Below are 18918 nucleotides of genomic sequence, written 5' to 3' on the forward strand. Positions count from 1 at the left end.
TATTTCAGTTTACTACTGTTTAACAAACTTTTTAAAATTGATGTTATAGGTTGCATTTCCATTAGCTGCAGTAATGCCGCCTGCTTGAATTACATAAAGCTCATCTGCTTCGTTATTCAATTTCTCACCTTTGTACATTACGATGTACCGATTGGCAGTAGGGTAGACAGCATGATTGTTTGCAAAATCATAGATAATCCATGTTGGGCCTGTCACCGGTGCTCCGGCACTTGACGCATCAATGCCGAGTTTGTCAGTCAAAGTGATGTTGGCTGCTAATACCGATGTTAGTGTCAGCTTTTCAATACTCGTGTTTGCCTGATCAAAATAGCCCATTTTATAATTATCTGATGAAGTGTTTTGTAAAGTTGAACCATACATCCCCGAAAGATTGATCATACTCTTAGTTTCTTCCTGAACAGTATTTGTTTTAAAATCATAAAAAGTCTTTACGCCAGAAGGAACTGCGATTGTTGCAGTTGATGAAACAGCTGTCTCATCACTAAGTTTTGGGTCCTCAGGCTTTTCTTCTGGTTGCTCCGTTGGCTCCTCTACCACTGCCTCGTCCTTGCTACAAGAAGTAAAACCTAAACTCAATGCACATAGTAGTGCTGCTGTTGTAAATAATCTATTCATCTTTAATTTAATTGTGTAATTTTTCCTTATTATCTTATTATAATGTGTTTGTATTTAAGTCTTTGCTGCCATCCTGCTGTACATAATATCTAAATGTATAGTATGGGGCAGGCCAATTTAGGTTGGTTACCGCCGCTGGGTTTCCCTTATAGGCATTGATCAGCTGTAATTTGGCATATTTGCCATCGGGTAAGCGAATCGCATAGGTACGATTGGGGAGCGCCTGCATAATATGGGTGCTCAAACTATAGCGAAACCAGCCATCCGAACCATCTGTTGCTGCCCAGCCAATTTTGTTTACTTCACTTTTATTAAACTCTTCATCCGAAGGGGCTACAGTGACACTCTGATAGGCTTGTCGCAGTAAAACCACAGCGGTATTATTTGCCTGGCCGCCATAACCCGGATTGTATTCATGCTGGGAATTGTTCACATAGATCTCTGAATTATAAGGACCTGTAAAGGCAATATCCCAATCCTTTGTTTTAAGCCACTGCGCAGAATCGGCTTTGGTCTTAACCCATATTTGCTTTTGATCTTTAAAACGAAAAAGAAATATAAAAAATGGTCTTTGCTCTTTTCCTTCAGTACCTTCGCCCATGGCTGCATCGGTATCGCCAGCAAGATCTTTGATCATTGTACTTTTGCCATCTTCTAATCCGATCGTATAGTCTTTATCTTTCCCACAGGATACCACTGTCAATAACAATAGTGCTGAAAAAATACAACGGCCAATCTTGTGAAAGGAAAGCCAGATGCTACATTCTCCAATAATCATGCGAATCGTTCTCATCTTTTATCTTGTACTTTGTGTGCTAAATTCTTGTTCATTAGTCCTTATTATTCTTTTATCCAACGGTAGCTCACGCCGCCCATAATAACGCGTCCAGGTTGCCCAAGTAAATAACGGCTTGTAAAATTGAATAAATTGTCACCGATCAGACGCAGTGTCAATCTGCGGTTCATCAGACTCTTTTCTACCGTCATATTCACCAGTGTATGATAGGGGATAAAGATGTCATATTTGTCGATAAACTGGTTGCCATTGTATTCCTGAAAAGGTGTGGCACTTCTGAAATTGACACGCGCATTGACATTGACGCCCCAGGGTTTATATTCATATTGGGCTTTTGCATTGAACATGTGTCTCGAACGGTCCTCAATACCCCAATAATCCGATTTTTTACTCTGGCGATATTCGCCTGTAGCGGGATCGTTGATCTGGTTATAGGGATAACTTCCCTTGGCAATACTATCCAAAACACTCAAGTCTTTGGCAATCAGGTATTGATAGCCCATCGACAATTGCAGATCTTTGGTCGCCTGATAGGTCAATGAAACTTCAAAACCTTTGTTCATGGCTTTGGGCAGGTTGCGGTAGCTATAGATCTGTGCTACTTTGGTCCCGTTACCTACACTGACTGTGTTGATCTGATTGTTGATCCGATGGTAGAAGACCGAGAAATCGGCCTGAAATCTATTGGACGGACTCCAAGTAATTCCAATATTGTTTGAAATGCTGGTTTCGGCTTTGAGATTACCCGCTACCAAATTGAGCATATAGCTGTTTTTATAACTCAGTTCTCCGGCTTGATCCATGGCTGCAATCACATCGGCTACGCTCTCTGAACCGACGACCAAATAGTTGGCTGCTGGATTGAAAAAGACCTGATAGCGCATCTTATAGTCGGGTGCCTTAAATCCTGCTCCGATACCACCTTTGATCAAAAGCTTAGGGCTGACATGGTATTGTATACCCAAACTTGGACTCAGATGGCCATTGTAGACATTGGTCTGATCGTAGCGTAGACCCAGCGTCGTCAATAAGCGGTCTACAGGTTTCCATTCGGTCTGCAAATAGGCGAATGCGCTGTTCAAAGAGCGCTTGGCATCCAGATCCTGGTTGTCCATCAGTTCAAGACTGCCGCCTACACCACCGGTAAGTTTGACCTGCTGCGCGGGGCTATACGCAAATTGCTGTTCAATGCGGTGTACATTCTGACCGAATTGCTCGGCACTTGCAACAATACTTTGTTGCAACCATTGTGCGGCAATCTGGGAGTGGAAACGCGAGAAATAGTAACGCGTCATACTGCGCAGTCCCGACTCGAAATTATGGTCGTAACTCGCCGAAAGATTGATGTCCTGATCTTTTTGTTTATCCTGTAGTGCGGCCGATTCGGACCATGCATTGATCATTTCAGATTCTCGGGCTGCATAACGCCCTGTAACGCCCAAAGTGCCATTTTTGCTTGTACGATAACGCACTCGCCCCTGGAAACTATAGTTGGTATAGGGTGGAAATGTGGTGCTCTTGGAGTCCAGATACTGCTTGTCGGTATTAAAACCATCCGTGCGGTAGTAATTGCCCGAAAAGACGGCGCTCCCGCGTTGATTAGCAAAAGGTGTTTCGGCTTCCAGCGTTGCATCAACGGTATTGAGACTGCCATAAAGAAGCGATGCCTGTGCCTGTGGTGTGATTGCACCATGGCGAGTAATGATATTGATCGCACCACCTAATGCGTCACTGCCGTATAAGCAGGAGGATGCGCCTTTGATGATTTCGATACGTTCGATGTTGGTCACCGAGATACGGGATAGGTCAAAATTGCCACTGTTGCGCCCCAGCATGGGTTGTCCATCTACAAGGACCATCACGTAGTTGCTGCTGAATCCCTGGATCTGTACACCGACGGCTCGGGAGCCCCCGGCAATATCGTTGACGATGGCTATACCCGTCTGTTCTTTTAGAACTTCATCCAGTCGGCGGCTGCCCATAAGCTCAATTTCACGTTTGGTGATGACTTTAACGGGCATGGCGGCATTTTCGGCCTTAACGAGATTGTCTACAGCCTGCGCTTTACCCTGCACATCAACTACATCCATCTGCCTTTCTTCAGCTTTTAACACAATGCTCAACTGCTGATTTTTGTCTTCCAAATCGATAACTTGACGGTACTGCTGATAACCCATGGCCTGTACCTGTAATTCGTAGCGCCCAGCATAGAGCTGACTAAATTGAAATCTCCCTGCAGTATCTGTTTTAAAAGCATATTTGTCCGGATAAAGATATACGGTCGCATTGGCTACGCCTTTATTGGATTCGTTTTTCAATACACCGGAGATTTTCCATTTTTCCTGTGCTTGCAGGGTATAAACCTGGCAGGCACATAAGGCGATCAGGGTGCTTGTTCGAATAGATGAGATGCTTCTAAACACTATTTTTATTTTTACTAATTCTAAATAATGTTACAAAAAACGGTAATCCGTCTGAATTTTTCTCTATGCAAAATGTCATAAATTCTATTTAATCCGTTTTTTGCGGACTGAAAAGTAGTATATTTTAAGGGTTATATTGTTGTTTATTAGTATTTTATACTTCTTTTTATGTTGTGGTGTGCTATTCTGAAAGATTCGATATAATTTGTATTTAGACTGATTATTGATTTGTTTTGTACTCAAGTTGAAAGGCGAGATGCGAAAACCATTCCTGGAAATCCGCTATCGTCATCATGGAGATAAAAAATTACGATGAGTAGATTTTATGTTGTTATACTGTGTTTTGTGATGCAAATCGGTGGATGGGCGACGGCACAGCAGAGAATCATTACGTTAAACAGTTCGTTGACCGAAACGATCTACGGACTGGGAGTAGGCGAGCGCATGGTCGCTACCGATGTGACAAGTATATCGCCCAAAGCGGCTGCAGCCTTGCCGAGGGTAAGCAAAAATCGGTCGGTTTCGGCCGAAGGTCTGTTATCTTTTAAACCGAGCATCGTCATTGCGAATGAAGGCGATGTATCCAAATCGGTCATTCAGCAGATCCGTGCGGCTGGTGTGAAGTTCGTCTCCATTAAACCAAATTATTCTGTTCCGGGGGCACTTCGTTACATCCAGGAGGTCGCAGATGCCGTCGGTGAATCTGCCGCCGGTAAAAATCTGGTTTCCCGCACGAAAGTAAGCTTGGATCATACCATGGAATTAGTAAAGAAGGAAACTCAGGGTAAAGCAGCGCCCAAAGTATTGTTTTTATATGCCCGTGGTACAGGTACCATGAGTGTGGCAGGTAAGGGCAGTAGCCTGGATGCGATGATTAATCTGGCTGGTGGTAAAAATGCGGTTCAGGAATTTTCGGATTTCAAGCCCTATACGACGGAAGCGCTGGTGCAGGCCAATCCAGATATTGTGTTGCTATTTGATTTTGGCGCGAGTAGTCTTGGCGGAGAGGATGCTATCCTCAAATTGCCGGGCATGCGTATTACGAATGCGGGTAAAAACGGCCGTATCTTGGTGATGAATGCCTCACTACTGGTCAATTTCAGTAACCGGCTGCCTGACGCAATCTTAGCATTGCACCATGGATTTGGAAAAGTAATGGATTCAAAATAAAGCCGGTGCAAAAGAAGCAGAAATTTATCCTATTGGCTTTGGGCCTGGTATTGGTTGTTGTCAGTATCGTTGCCTTGGGGATGGGGGCTTATCATATTCCGTCCGCTGATATCTTAACGATGTTGATGCAAAAATTGCACTTGGGGAGTGCCAGCAGTGTGCCTGATATGCAAGGAGATGTTCTTTTTGAGATTCGTATGCCGCGTCTTTTGCTCGGACTTTTGGTAGGTGCAGCGCTTGGTATATCCGGTGCTGCAATCCAAGGTATATTCCGTAATCCGCTGGCTGAACCAGGACTGATTGGGATTTCGTCAGGAGCGTCTCTTTTTGCGGTATTGATCATTGCCTTTGAGACTTTCCTCTTTACTTCATTATCTGCCTGGATCGGTTATTATTTATTGGCTTTTGGTGCGTTTGTGGGGGCGGGTTTAACAGCCTTTCTCGTTTACCGTATTGCAAGCAAGAACGGGCGCCCCAATGTAACCACCATGTTATTGGCGGGGATTGCTATTAATGCATTTGCGGGGGCGCTAACAGGTTTGATGACTTATCTGTCTACAGAACAGCAGTTGCGTACCATCACTTTCTGGATGCTGGGCAGTTTGGGCGGTGCTACTTGGAATAACTTAACGGCTTTGGCGCCATTTATTTTGATCCCGATATTGATATTGCCCTTTTTTGGTAAGTCGCTAAATGCTTTTGCATTGGGGGAACTGCAGGCAGATCTATTGGGGATGCGCACGGACCGTGTCAAACGATGGGTTGTCATCCTCTCCACATTAGCAGTGGGAGCTTCTGTTGCCGTATCGGGCATCATCGGATTTGTGGGATTGATTGTTCCACATACAGTTCGCCTGATGGGTGGGGCGGATCACAGATTTGTGCTTCCTGGTTCATTGCTATTAGGGGCACTGGTGTTGACATTGGCGGATGTGATCGCCCGGGTCGCTGTGGCACCCATCGAATTGCCCATCGGCGTGATTACAGCATTACTGGGTACACCTGTATTCTTGTATATTTTAATCAAAGATAAATAGCCTTTTGGCAGAAGCTTAAAAAATAATCGCATTATGCTACGTGTAGAGAAGATCAACTATGAAGTGAACGGACGAAAGCTCCTGAAGGATATTACCTTTCAGGTGCGCAAAGGTGAAGTTCTAGCAATTCTAGGAGCCAATGGCGCTGGTAAATCTACGCTGATTGGGGTGCTTTGTGGTGAAAAGAAGCCTGATTCGGGAGCTGTTCATCTTAATGGAAGGGCTTTATCAACATATGACCCAGCGACGCTCTCTAAATGCAGGGCGCTGTTGAGCCAGCAGCAGCAGATGACGCTAAGCTTTAACGTGAAGGAAATTGTGCTGATGGGAAGGTATCCGCATTACAAGAATACACCGAAAGAACATGACTATAGTGTCGTTGCGGAAACCATGGAGCTTTGTGGGGTGTCGGCTTTCGCTGAGCGGGATTTTCTGAGCTTATCGGGTGGCGAACAGCAGCGTGTCCATCTTGCACGCATCTTGGCACAGGTCTGGGACAATCCGGATTCACTGCTGTTATTGGATGAGCCAATCTCTGCCCTCGATTTACACTATCAGCAGAAAGTCCTTGCGATAGCCCGTGCGCTTGCCCGTAAAGGATTTATGGTCGTGCTGATTGTGCATGATGTCAATTTTGCGGCAATGTATGCCGATCGTATCCTCATGCTAAAAAATGGGCGTAAGCTTTTTCATGGAACGCCTGTAGAGGTGCTCGCCCAAAAGGAAATTTATACCATCTTTTCGGTGGAATCAAACGTCATTATGAATCCAAGAACATTGAAACCGTATGTTCAGTTGGAGGAAATGGATATTGATCTGGGTTAGGTTTTTATTTAGAAAGATTATAAATAATTTTAACGTGCCAACTTATTTCTTTAATTTTGAGTATTTCGGACATATTTTGTATTTGTAATCATGTTGGTTAAAAGTAAAATAGTAGAGTTATCAGATTGGCTTTTTGAAGAGGAGATTCCGGATAGTTATGTTCCTGACAAACCTTTAGTGGAAAATAGAGTATCCATATCCAAGGATCCTGTGCATATGAAGAATTTCCAGCTATCCACTTCAGGATTGTTTATCTTGCATTCAAAGATGCAGTTTGATCGGCCTGTACAAGTGCTTACGGAGATTGAAGGGGAGACAATCACAAGTCAGTTTATATTTTTTAAGCCGACAGACAGTAAACTACCCTATGGTATGAGCAGACACAATATCCGTTATATTCCTTCGATTAAATCTATTCATGATGTAGAGCCTGGAATCGAATATACTTACTTTATAGCCGTTATATCGAAGGAATATTATCTCAATCTGATTAAACGTGACTCGCTGTTGCATCAACAATTTGTGCACGAGATCGAAAAGGGAGAGTATACATCGTACTCAGAAGAGGACCTGATAGCAACTTACGAGATGCAGCATACCATAGCTGAATTGATTGAATCCAAAAAGAAAGGTGAGATCCGCCGATTGCATACTGAATCGCGTATTGTTGAATTATTGATGTACCAATTTGAGCAATATAACGAGAAGAAGGAAAGTAGTAACTCATTATTCCACGAAGAGGACGTGCAACGCCTGGAGATGGCTCGGCAAATCTTGGAACAACGCATTGCAAATCCACCAACCCAAAAGGAACTCGCTGCAGAGGTACTCACCAGTGAGAGTAAACTCCGAAAGGATTTTAAAGAGTATTTTTCGGTTACTATCCACGATTACCTTATACGGGTACGAATGGAAAAGGCCAAAAGCTATCTTTTGGAAGACAAAATGACAGTTTACGAGGTTGCATTATTAACGGGCTATGGACATCAGAATAACTTTAGCAGCGCTTTTAAAAAATATTATGGGATTTCGCCTGGCGAGCTCAAAATGTAATTAAATTTTCATTGCTACCTGCCTTTTTGAATAGGAAAAATGAGGTCTTCTGAGATTGCGTAACATTTATATTTAATGGATAGTTCCCTGCTGTCAATTCCTGTAAATTTGCTAAATGCAGGTAGTATGATCTGATGCTCAGAGACTAAAAAACAAGGTAGGCGAAGTTGTCGCTTTGGTGGTATAACGATACTCACCCCCGGATGTAAGTGGCCACTAATCCGGAACGATGACGGATCGATTGCGTCGGAAGGATGGTGTTTAAATTGTATTTGCTTTAGAGCAAAAACTTCGTCATGATGTTGGATAGCAAATTGCTCGGTGATATTTTTCGATAGCCGATCATGATTTCCTTTGACCAGGTGGAGCTTGAGTCCTGTATATCTTTTCCTGAACTCTTCCAGTAACAGGACTTCACTATTGATACTTGCATGAACGAGATCACCGACCACAATAACTTGATCGGGTTTATAGTGATCTACTAAGCCTTCAAGTCGTTTAAGATCGGCAATAGCTGTATCAGTAGGGATGGCAATGCCGTTTTTTCTGAAATGTGCAGCTTTGCCAAGATGGAGGTCTGATAGGATCAATGCTTTTTCTGCTTGCCAAAATATAGACCTTTGATTGTTAAGTGTTAATTGTTGTTTATTGAATGTGATTGTTTGTTCAGAAAGCTTCATCTTCTACGTTTCTTTTTTTGCGCGTTGCTCTTCTCCATCCGTTGAATACGTTCAATCAGTGCCTCACTCGACAACGACTGCCGGAGACTGTCTACCTTAATGGGAAAGCTTAATGGCGTATATTCTTGGGCAAAGGTATAACGTATTTTGCTATTATTAATCCTGTCGAACGCTTTTACTAAACGATATTCTTCCAACTGCTGATTAAATACTTCGCTAAAAGCTTGTTTAAGTAGTAAATTGTCGGGATCGTGTTCCATCAGTACCCGGAAAATAATTCCTGATGATGCTTGCAGGGATTTGTTGTTTTGCTGTGTGCCCGGGTAGTTTTGAACAACCAATCCCGAAATAACAGCGATATCCCTAAATTTGCGGCTGGCCATTTCGGCAGAGTTGATGCTGCTAATAACGTCTTCCATTAGATTTTTACGACTCAAGGCTGCTTCGAGCTGAGTCTGGGTCAGTTGAATTTCTTTATCGGAATAGAGTTCAAAACCATAGTCATTCATGGCCATGGAAAAACTGATGGGATACAATTTGCTGATACGATAAGCGACGAGGGCAGCCATCACCTCATGTATTAACCTACCTTCCAAAGGATAGAAAAAGAGATGATAACCTTCTTTCGTTTTGATATGCTCAACCAAGAATTCCGATTCACTCGGTACTGCAGAAAGGGAGGATTGCTTTGCTATAAGAGGTGCTAAAAATTGCAGTTCTTTTTCATTTGAGGGGGGAGTTTGAGATTCGGAGAGCTTTTTTCGAAGAAAGTGACTGAGATTGGACGACAGCGGTAGTCTGCCGCCAAGCCAGCTTGGCGTTATGGCTTTTCCGGATGAATTTTTTACAAATACAGTCATGTCCTTAACCATAATAAGTTCTAGGATTCGTCCTGCGAGTATGAACCGCTCACCTTTTTTGAGTTTGCTTATGAAGTATTCTTCGATCATTCCAATGTAGCCGCCCGAAAGAAATTTGACACGCATCATGGCGTCGCCTACAATGGCACCAATATTGAGTCGATGCAACAAAGCCAAACGACGGTTTTTGATAATCCAATTTCCGTCGTCATCTTGTATAACTTTGTGGAATTCTTCGTAGCGTTTACCGATCTTTCCGCCTGCGGTGATAAAATACATGCACCATTGCCATTCTTGCTCTTCCATGTATCTAAAGGCATGGGTATTAGCAATGGTCGCATGCAGTTCTTCCGAACGAAATCCTCCGCCCAAAGCGATCGTTACCATGAATTGAACAAGCACATCAAACGTCTGCACCATCGGGTCGCGGTTTTCAATGGTTTGGGTTTTCACAGCATCTTTCAGCGCTGCAACCTCGATCAGCTCCAGTGAGTGTGTTGGAACGAAGTAGATGGTTGATGTTTCGAAAGGACTATGTCCGCTTCTGCCAGCGCGTTGCATAAATCGAGCTACACCTTTGCTTGATCCTACCTGAATAACTGTATCCACGGGCTTGAAATCTACACCTAAATCTAATGAAGAGGTTGATACAACAGCCTTAAGTTTACCGCTACTAAGATTCTCCTCGATCCATTCACGAATGTGCGCATCGATTGAGCTGTGGTGGAGGGCAATTTGTCCGGCAAAATCGGGGTGCGCCTGTAAAAGGAGCTGATACCACATCTCACTTTGGCTGCGTGTATTGGTGAAGAGAATGGTACTTTTACTATTGAGTATAATAGGAACGACTTGATCAGCCAAGTTTCCTCCTAGGTGACCTGCCCAGGGCAGTAGTTCTACTTTACTAGGGTAAATCGGTTTGATTGCAATCCGCTTTTTTTCTTTGGCAACAATTTTAATGCGCTTTTTTTCCGTTGGTAATAGAACTTCCATTGCTTCGTCGAGATTGCCAATTGTCGCTGTGATACCCCAAACACGCAATGCTCTAAATTGTGATTTGAGAAATGCGAGCGCGAGCTCGACCATAACACCGCGTTTGTTGCCCATAAGTTCATGCCATTCATCGACCGTTACGCATTGGAGATTCTTAAAATATTTGTCACGTTGTTTGTGCGCCAGTAGCAAATGCAAACTTTCTGGCGTAACCAGTAGGATATCAGGCATCGATCGTGTTTGTCTGGCTTTCACCTTGGCATCGGTATCCCCATTGCGAACCTCCACTACCCAATCCAGTCCGATATCGTCTATGGCTTTTTGCATGGCACGGGCAAGATCTTTCGCTAACGAGCGCAACGGAGTTATCCACAGTAGTTTTAATCCTTTTTGATAGCGTTCTGGCTTATTTAGAAAATCTATCAATACCGCCATAAATAGCGAAAAGGTTTTTCCAAATCCTGTGGGGGCGATAACCAGTCCACTGTATCCCTGTGCATATTTCTCCCAGGCCTTTGTCTGAAAGCTAAAGGGGCTATTTCCTTGGGATTCAAAATAATTGCTTACAATTCGAAACCCTTCGCTATGCACTATTTTATCGCTCACTGTATGCTATCAAACTTTTATTGTATCAATTTTTTAACGTTATCCAATTCGTCGATCTCCGTAGCAATTTTATCTTTTCGCCAGCGTAGTATTCTCGGAAATCGCAATGCTACACCTGATTTGTGCCGTTTACTGTAACCTATTCCTTCAAAAGCAATTTCAAAAACTAGTTCGGGCTTAACCGTTCTCACCGGGCCAAACTTTTCGATTGAATTCTTTTTCACAAATCGGCTTACCTCAAGGATTTCTTTATCGGTAAGTCCTGAATAAGCTTTGGCAATAGTGACTAACTGATCTCCATCCTTTACGGCAAAGGTATAATCTGTGTAATGAGCGCTGCGGCGGCCGCTTCCTTTTTGTGCGTAAATGAGTACGGCATCGATGCTCATGGGATTTACTTTCCACTTCCACCAATCTCCTTTTTTGCGGCCTGCATGATACGCGGAATCAATTTTCTTAAGCATGATACCCTCACTGTTGATTTCGCGCGCTGCCGCCTGAATCTGCTGGAGTGCTGTCCAGTTTTCAGCATGTATCAAGGGTGACAATTTTAAGATGGTATCCCGATTTGCTGTATGGAGTTGTTCCAGCAAGGAGCGCCTATAGGCTAGCGGCTTATCGCGAAGATCGTTACCATGGAGTTCCAACAGATCATAAAGGTAAACTGAAATAGGGACTTCATCTCGAAGCGCTTTTGGAATGGTTTTGCGATTGATCCGTTTTTGAAGTTCGGAAAAGTTGAGTACCTGTCCGTCTTTAATAGCAAGAATTTCTCCATCCAGTACGAAATCTCCTTCCCATTGACTAAGTGCTGCTGTAATTTCCGGAAACTGGGCCGTGACGAGCTCTTCGCCGCGAGACCAGATGTGGATGTCTTCATTGCGTTTGATCATCTGTCCACGGATACCATCCCATTTATATTCAGCTTGCCATGTGGTAATCTTTCCGAGCTGCTCAGCATCTTTTTCAATAGGATAAGCGAGGCAAAAAGGGTAAGGTTTGGACAAATTTGTGTCACTATATGCACCGCGGACGAGCTTTTCGAATTCGACTTCATTCGGATTCCACTCACCCATAATGCTATGTGCTACGGCACTGGCTTCGGTACCTGTATATTGAGCTATGGTATTGATGAGGCCTTTTGCGGAAATCCCCAAACGGAAGCTTCCGCCCAGAAGTTTGTTAAAGATGAAACGCTCGACTGTAGTCAGTGCATTCCAAGAATGTAGAACAAAAGTTTTCTTTTCCGCAATGGTGGCATGCTGCAGGGTGGTAATTTCATCCATCCATTCACTTAAGCTTTTTTCTATCAGTTGAGATGCAGGTGGTAAAAGTAGGGATAAGGTCTCGGACAGATCTCCTACAGCGGCGTATGATTCGACAAATAACCATTCGGGAATTTCTGTTATTTCTAATGTCCAAATCTTGAGATCCTTTACAGCAATGCTACGTTTAGGTCTTTTTCCTGTCATCAGGGCTAAAAACCAAAGTTTGTCTTTTTCAGAGGCTCGATTAAAAAACTCCAAAATAGCCTCTTTTTTCAAGTTCGTCTTATTGCTGCTGTCCAGCGCATTGATTAAGTTCGCAAATTCTTTCATGGGCTGTCTTAAGTCGTTTGTTCCTGAGGATCTTCTTCATCACCGTACTGAGTCGTGACTTCTTCGGCTTCAATACCGATTTCATTCAGGTATTTGGCGAATGTTGCCGTCTGACCGTGTGTGACATATACTTTTTCCGCTGCACTTCCACGTACAGCTTGCAGTAAACCAGGCCAGTCGGCGTGGTCACTGATCGCAAATCCTGCATCAGCACTACGCCATCGTCGTGCACCGCGGATTTGCATCCAGCCCGAACAGATCGCATAAGCCATATTCGGTATCTTTTGAAGCGTTTGGCTATCCAATAAGGCAGGTGGAAGTAATACAATCTGATTGTCGAGTACTTTGAGTCCTTCCTTTAGATCTACAATTTGATAGGGCGGTAATTTTATTCCTTCTTGAAGGTAAGCTTCATTAAGTTTAGCAATACTATAGTGAACAAATACTGGACCCATCTCATGAACTGCATTTAAAATGCGCTGCGACTTTCCCAGTGAATAACCTATAAATACTGAAGTTTTTCTATTGCTCTGGTTGTTTTTAATCCACGATTGCAAGCGTTCATTTTGCGTATCAACTGGCTCCCAACGATAAATAGGGAGACCAAAGGTGCTTTCTGTAATAATTTCATGACATTTAATTGGTTCAAAAGGTGTCGATAGGCCGTCGTCCTGTATTTTATAATCCCCCGTAAATACAACCACTTTCCCTTTATACTCAAGTCGGATCTGGGCGGAGCCAATAATATGACCGGCCGGATGCAAAGAAACACGTACACCATTAATATGTATAGGTTCATTATAAGCCAGTCCCTGAACTTGAATATCAGGGCCTATCCGGCTTCGAAGGATATTTACTGTAAAATGATGACAGAGGTATTTTTTCATTCCCCAGTGAGCATGATCTGCATGACCGTGGGAGATAACTGCCAGATCAACAGGTTTCCAGGGGTCAAGATAAAACTTGCCCGGAATACAGTATATACCTTTCGATGTAAAACGTATCATATATCAATAAAACAGCCTTTGATACACTAAAGTTTTACTTATTTCATTCCGATATATCTTGCTTTTGGTAATCCTCAATTCGATTAGTGGTATTCAGCTAAATTTTTTTAGATTTGTTAACCTTGATGCTAAGTTCAAATACACTATGATATTAATTGTTGATGATAATCCGGATAATATTTACTCGTTACAAAAGTTACTTGAATCCAAGAATTTTGAAGTTGATACCGCTCAATCTGGGGAGGAAGCTCTAAAGAAGATTTTAAAATATAATTATGCATTAATTATACTGGATGTTCAGATGCCGGATATGGATGGCTTTGAAGTCGCTGAAAATATTGCAGGGTTTAGCAAAACGAAAGAAACCCCGATAATATTTTTGTCTGCTGTAAATACGGATAAACGTTTTATCACGAAAGGGTACAATTCGGGCGGTTTGGATTACGTGACCAAGCCTGTTGATCCTGATATTCTCCTGTTGAAAGTAAAGACATTTTATCGGTTATATGAACAGACGCAAGCACTTAAAGATGTTCAACAAACATTAGAACTGGAAGTGGAACGGCGTAAGCAGGCACAGAAAGAGCTTAGTTCGAAGGTAGACTATTTGCATACACTTCTGGAGTCTTTACCACAAATTGCATTTACATGTAATCATGAGGGGACTATTGATTTTGTAAATGGTCGCTGGTTTCAGTTTTCCGATGATGCTGTAAAGTTTCCGCAAACATATCCTGGCGATCCGTCTATTGAGCAGGAGCTTCATGCCAGTCTTCGTTCGGGAAAGCCACTAGAAATGGAGGTTCGCATTCAACGACGGGCTTGTGGTGAATATCTGTATCAACTTTTGCGTGTGTGGCCTATTTTAGAAAAAGGCGAAAGTAAATGGGTAGGAACATTTACGGATATTGACGCACAGAAAAAGGCAGAAAAGGAAAAAGATGAGTTTCTTAGTATCGCGAGTCACGAGTTGAAAACACCATTGACAAGCATAAAGGCATACATGCAATTACTGGATCGAAAGCTAAAATTAGATGAAGAGAGTGCCGAAGCAAAATATGTAACACGGGTGCAGGGGCAGGTAGACAAACTCAATAGTCTAATTTCTGACCTTTTGGATCTCTCAAAGATCGATAATGGGAAGTTGTTGATTAATAAAAAAGTATTTCCGCTTGAGCATATGGTGAAAAGTGCGATAGACTCCATTGTTCAGACGCATGAGCAAAGCAATATGAAACTGCTACGAACAGGTGATATTACAGATGTACAGATTTATGGTGATGAGATCCGCCTTGAACAGGTGCTGGTAAATTTTTTGACCAATGCCTATAAATATGCTGCTGGTACGGAAAAAGTAATTGTCGACTGTACTGTTATTGGCGATACTGTAAAAATCAGTGTCATTGATTTCGGAATAGGAATACCTGTAGAAAAGCAGGCCGATGTCTTTGAGAAATTTTATCGTGTAGAAGAAACGTCTTTTGATTTTCAGGGACTCGGCATAGGGCTTTATATCTGCGCTGAAATTATTCGTGCTCACCAAGGAACGATTTCTGTTGAGAGTTCGGGTGGACAAGGAGCTACGTTTTCCTTTACTTTACCTGTAACTATACCCGAGGATGCCAAATGCTAAGATAATCAGTAATATAACTTGGGGAATCGGTTTTTCATTGATTGTACTGCTTATGAGTTCTACGGCTTCCTATATCGGGATTGAGGAACAAAACAGGCATCGTCGGGAGCTTGCTGTGACAAGAAAGATTATCAATCTATCGAATACCGCCCTTAATTCTTTGCAAGGAGCTGAAACTGGGAATCGGGGGTTTCTATTAACTGGAAAGGAGAGCTATTTAGAGCCCTTTGATAATGCATTAGCAAATTTACCTGCCGAATTAAAGGAAATGGAGATGCTAACTCATCAGGATCCAGTACAAGGAGTTAAGGTGGATAGCTTCCTAACAGCAGCAAACTTGAGGATGGAAATTTTAAAGGAATCGGTAGCTACCAAAAGAAAGGGTGGGGTGGTTAGTGCTGCGCAGTTGGATCGCAGTAAAATGGTGATGGACAAATGCCGTCAGATTATCAATGAAATTATTCAATATGAGGATGAGAATATTGATCGCAAATCGGCTAAACTGGATAATTCCTCTTTAATTACAACGTTATTTATTGTAATCAGTGCTTTACTTTCTCTTATTATTACCAGTTATTTTTATGTTCGGTTAAGGAGAGATTTCAAAAAGCGCCTAACGCTTGAAAAATCACTTCGGGAAAAGGATGAAGTAATTTCAAAACGTTTAAATTTAATCCAAAGGATTACTAATCGTATCGCATTGGGAGAATACGATGTAAGAGTGGAAGAATTGGAGGATGACGATCTTGGCGCGATAGCGAAATCTGTTAACCGGATGTCTAAAGCGCTGCAGAAATCCTTTGGACAACTTACTGATAATGACTGGTTGCATGCGGGTTATGCTAAACTCTATATAGAATTAATGGGGAATAAAAACGAAGATGCGATTGCTTCGGATTCCATTAAAACCCTTGTGAGCTATATGGATGCGGTTAGTGGTGCAATTTATATTTTTAATGAAGAGAGATTACTATTAATGGGTACCTATGGACTGGATAGTCAGGTGCAGAAATCTTTCTTACCTGGCGAAGGATATATCGGTCAGGTGTATATTGACCGGCAAACAAAAGCTCTAAATAATATTAATACGGGGGAATATGTAGTAAGTTTTGCGAATGGAAAAATTAATGTGCCTTATATTCAATTCTTACCTTTATTGGTTGAAGATAAAGTGCTAGGGGTATTAGAAATCGGTCAAATGAATAATTTTACTGCAGTTGAATTGACCTTTCTCCATGAGTGTGCCAGGCAGATAAGCATTGCGTTGATGTCTGCCAAAGGACGTGCAAAGATTCAAACATTATTGGAAGAGACCCAAGTGCAGTCTGAAGAGCTGTTGACACAACATGCAGAACTTGAGAGTTTAAATGCAGAACTGGAGGCTCAAACGCTACGTCTTCAGTCTTCGGAAGAGGAATTAAAAGTTCAACAGGAGGAACTTATACAATCCAATAAAGAGCTGGAAGAGCGTTCTAGATTGCTCGAAGATAAAAATCTAATGATTGCAGAACGCAATAAGGAAATTCAACTGAAGGCCGAGGAGTTGGCGATGAGCACGAAATATAAATCGGAATTTTTAGCCAATATGTCCCACGAACTCCGTACCCCGCTCAATTCAATTTTGCTACTTTCGCGGTTGCTGTCAGAGAACGTCAGCGAGAATCTGAATTCAGATCAGATTGAGTCTGCCAAAGTCATTCAGAGTTCGGGATCAAGTTTATTAACACTTATTGATGAAATCTTAGACCTTTCTAAAATTGAATCCGGCAAGATGACTTTGGAATATACGACGTTGGATCTAAACGACATTCTATCAGATTTAAATAGTCTGTTTTTGCCGGTTGTACAAGAAAAGGGATTGATTTTCAAAACGAATATCAGTGATGAGGTGGCTGCAAGATTTGAGGGCGATCGTCTTCGGATAGACCAAGTTCTTCGCAATTTGATTTCGAACGCAATAAAATTTACCAAGGAAGGTGAGGTACGCTTGGATATTTACGAAGATTCCCAGGATAAGGATAAGTTGGTTTTTGCCGTTGTTGATTCTGGTATCGGTATACCCCTTGAGAAGCAAAAAATCATTTTTGAAGCTTTTCAACAGGCCGATGGATCGACCAGAAGAAAGTATGGCGGTACAGGTTTAGGACTTTCTATTAGCCGTGAAATTGCGCGTCTTTTGGGTGGAGAGATTAGGTTGGAGAGTGCGGAGGGGAAAGGCAGTACATTTTTGTTTGTTATTCCAAAATATAAAAATGAGGTCAGTGAGGTACTGTCGAAAGAAGAGCAGCTTGTTGATGAGATATCTTCAGAGGTGGAGGACGTCATTGAGCTCATTAGAGAGGATGGTTATAATCCATTAACGATTCCCATCCCAGAGGAAGTACCTGATGACCGAGATACGATTAAAGAGGATGACAAGGTAATATTGATTGTAGAGGACGACGTTAATTTCGCTAAGGCCCTATTGCAGTATACACGCAAACAAACGTATAAGGGTGTTGTGGTGGTGCGTGGTGACCACGCTTTGCCTGCAGCATTAAAATACAAACCTGCTGCTGTTTTATTGGATATACAATTGCCCGTAATGGATGGATGGGCAGTTATGGATCGATTGAAGGGTGACAAGGCAACACGCCATATTCCCGTGCATGTCATGTCCTCCCTATCGGTAAAAAAAGAAAGTTTATTAAAAGGAGCGATTGATTTCATAAATAAGCCTGTTGCTTTAGAGCAAATGACAAACATATTTCAAAAGATTGAATTGGCTCTAAAGTCCTCTCCGAAGAAAGTACTTATTGTGGAGGAAAATCCCAAACATGCCAGTGCACTATCTTATTTTTTAAGTAGTTTTAATATCGCCCTTGAAGTAAAAAATAATGTTGAAGACAGTATCACGGCTTTGCGCACGGCCGATGTTGATTGTGTAATTTTGGATATGGGGGTGCCCGATGAAATGGGATACCATACCTTGGAGGCTATTAAGCAGCATGAAGGTCTTGAAAACTTACCTATCATCATCTTTACCGGAAAAAATCTGTCCAAATCTGAGGAACTCAAGATAAAGAAATATGCAGATTCCGTTGTGGTGAAGACTGCACATTCCTATCAGCGTATTCTTGATGAAGTCGGGTTGTTTTTGCATTTAATAGAAGTCAATAATGCAGATGATATAAAAAGAAAGAATAATGGATTAGGGTCATTAACCGATGTGTTGAAACGAAAGAGGGTACTCATAGCCGATGATGATGTTCGAAATATCTATTCCTTGACCAAAGCTTTGGAGAAATTTAAAGTAAAGGTCCTTCCGGCCATGGATGGAAAAGAGGCCTTAGATGTCCTTGCTTCGGGAGAATCCGTCGATATCGTGCTGATGGATATGATGATGCCTGAGATGGATGGCTATGAGACGATCAAAAATATCCGTCAGAATTCCCAATACGTAGCACTACCAATTATTGCTGTTACGGCAAAGTCGATGATTGGTGATCGGGAGAAATGCATTCAGGCTGGTGCGTCTGATTATATTTCCAAACCGGTGGATATTGATCAATTGCTGTCTTTATTGCGTGTGTGGTTATATGATAACTAAGGAAGTTTGGAT

At 42.3% G+C, this 18918-nt stretch carries 13 protein-coding genes; 6 read left to right on the plus strand and 7 right to left on the minus strand.

Annotation, left to right across the window (positions count from 1 at the left end; all coding sequences use genetic code 11):
- Positions 1–12: 12 nt before the first annotated feature.
- The 3 genes from VXM68_RS15020 to VXM68_RS15030 are packed head-to-tail and all read right to left on the minus strand — an operon-like array spanning position 13 to position 3855.
- Positions 13–636, minus strand: coding sequence for a hypothetical protein (locus VXM68_RS15020; RefSeq protein WP_075992429.1), 624 nt, complete (start codon positions 634–636; stop codon positions 13–15).
- 37 nt (positions 637–673) lie between these two features.
- Positions 674–1429: an HmuY family protein gene (locus VXM68_RS15025; protein WP_293952623.1), complete on the minus strand. Its 756-nt coding sequence runs from the start codon at positions 1427–1429 to the stop codon at positions 674–676.
- Positions 1430–1476: 47 nt separating this feature from the next.
- Entirely contained in the window at positions 1477–3855 is a 2379-nt protein-coding gene (locus VXM68_RS15030; RefSeq protein ID WP_367209222.1) for a TonB-dependent receptor, read from the minus strand.
- 312 nt (positions 3856–4167) lie between these two features.
- Here VXM68_RS15030 and VXM68_RS15035 point away from each other — a divergent pair, with 312 nt between their 5' ends.
- The 4 genes from VXM68_RS15035 to VXM68_RS15050 all read left to right on the plus strand — a co-directional run bounded on the left by VXM68_RS15035 (position 4168) and on the right by VXM68_RS15050 (position 7940).
- Positions 4168–5025, plus strand: a complete 858-nt coding sequence (locus VXM68_RS15035) for a hemin ABC transporter substrate-binding protein (RefSeq protein ID WP_367209223.1) — start codon at positions 4168–4170, stop codon at positions 5023–5025.
- A 5-nt stretch (positions 5026–5030) separates the two neighbouring features.
- Positions 5031–6062 (plus strand): iron ABC transporter permease, encoded by a 1032-nt coding sequence (locus VXM68_RS15040; protein WP_293952629.1) that lies wholly within the window; start codon positions 5031–5033, stop codon positions 6060–6062.
- A 33-nt stretch (positions 6063–6095) separates the two neighbouring features.
- A complete protein-coding gene (locus VXM68_RS15045; RefSeq protein WP_367209224.1) occupies positions 6096–6887 on the plus strand; it encodes a heme ABC transporter ATP-binding protein in 792 nt (263 codons plus the stop codon).
- Between the two features lie 90 nt (positions 6888–6977).
- Positions 6978–7940, plus strand: coding sequence for a helix-turn-helix domain-containing protein (locus VXM68_RS15050; RefSeq protein WP_293952633.1), 963 nt, complete (start codon positions 6978–6980; stop codon positions 7938–7940).
- A gap of 14 nt (positions 7941–7954) precedes the next feature.
- Here the strand turns inward: VXM68_RS15050 and pdeM are convergent, their stop codons facing one another.
- From pdeM to VXM68_RS15070, 4 genes are read right to left on the minus strand one after another with little or no spacing between them, the layout of a single operon-like run.
- Positions 7955–8620, minus strand: a complete 666-nt coding sequence (gene pdeM, locus VXM68_RS15055) for a ligase-associated DNA damage response endonuclease PdeM (RefSeq protein WP_367209225.1) — start codon at positions 8618–8620, stop codon at positions 7955–7957.
- Positions 8617–11079, minus strand: coding sequence for a ligase-associated DNA damage response DEXH box helicase (locus VXM68_RS15060; protein ID WP_367209226.1), 2463 nt, complete (start codon positions 11077–11079; stop codon positions 8617–8619). Before VXM68_RS15060 ends, pdeM begins: the two co-directional genes overlap by 4 nt.
- A gap of 17 nt (positions 11080–11096) precedes the next feature.
- Complete coding sequence (locus VXM68_RS15065) at positions 11097–12677, minus strand: ATP-dependent DNA ligase (protein ID WP_367209227.1); 1581 nt, start codon at positions 12675–12677, stop codon at positions 11097–11099.
- 8 nt (positions 12678–12685) lie between these two features.
- The gene (locus VXM68_RS15070) at positions 12686–13684 is read right to left on the minus strand and encodes a ligase-associated DNA damage response exonuclease (protein WP_367209228.1); all 999 of its coding nucleotides are present in this window, start codon (positions 13682–13684) and stop codon (positions 12686–12688) included.
- A 145-nt stretch (positions 13685–13829) separates the two neighbouring features.
- Between VXM68_RS15070 and VXM68_RS15075 the strand changes: the two genes are divergently transcribed.
- Positions 13830–15317, plus strand: coding sequence for an ATP-binding protein (locus VXM68_RS15075; protein WP_294186445.1), 1488 nt, complete (start codon positions 13830–13832; stop codon positions 15315–15317).
- Positions 15304–18906 (plus strand): response regulator, encoded by a 3603-nt coding sequence (locus VXM68_RS15080; protein WP_367209229.1) that lies wholly within the window; start codon positions 15304–15306, stop codon positions 18904–18906. The genes VXM68_RS15075 and VXM68_RS15080 overlap by 14 nt, the downstream gene beginning before the upstream one ends.
- The last annotated feature ends 12 nt before the right edge of the window (positions 18907–18918 follow it).

The organism is Sphingobacterium sp. R2 (assembly GCF_040760075.1).
Lineage (GTDB): Bacteria > Bacteroidota > Bacteroidia > Sphingobacteriales > Sphingobacteriaceae > Sphingobacterium.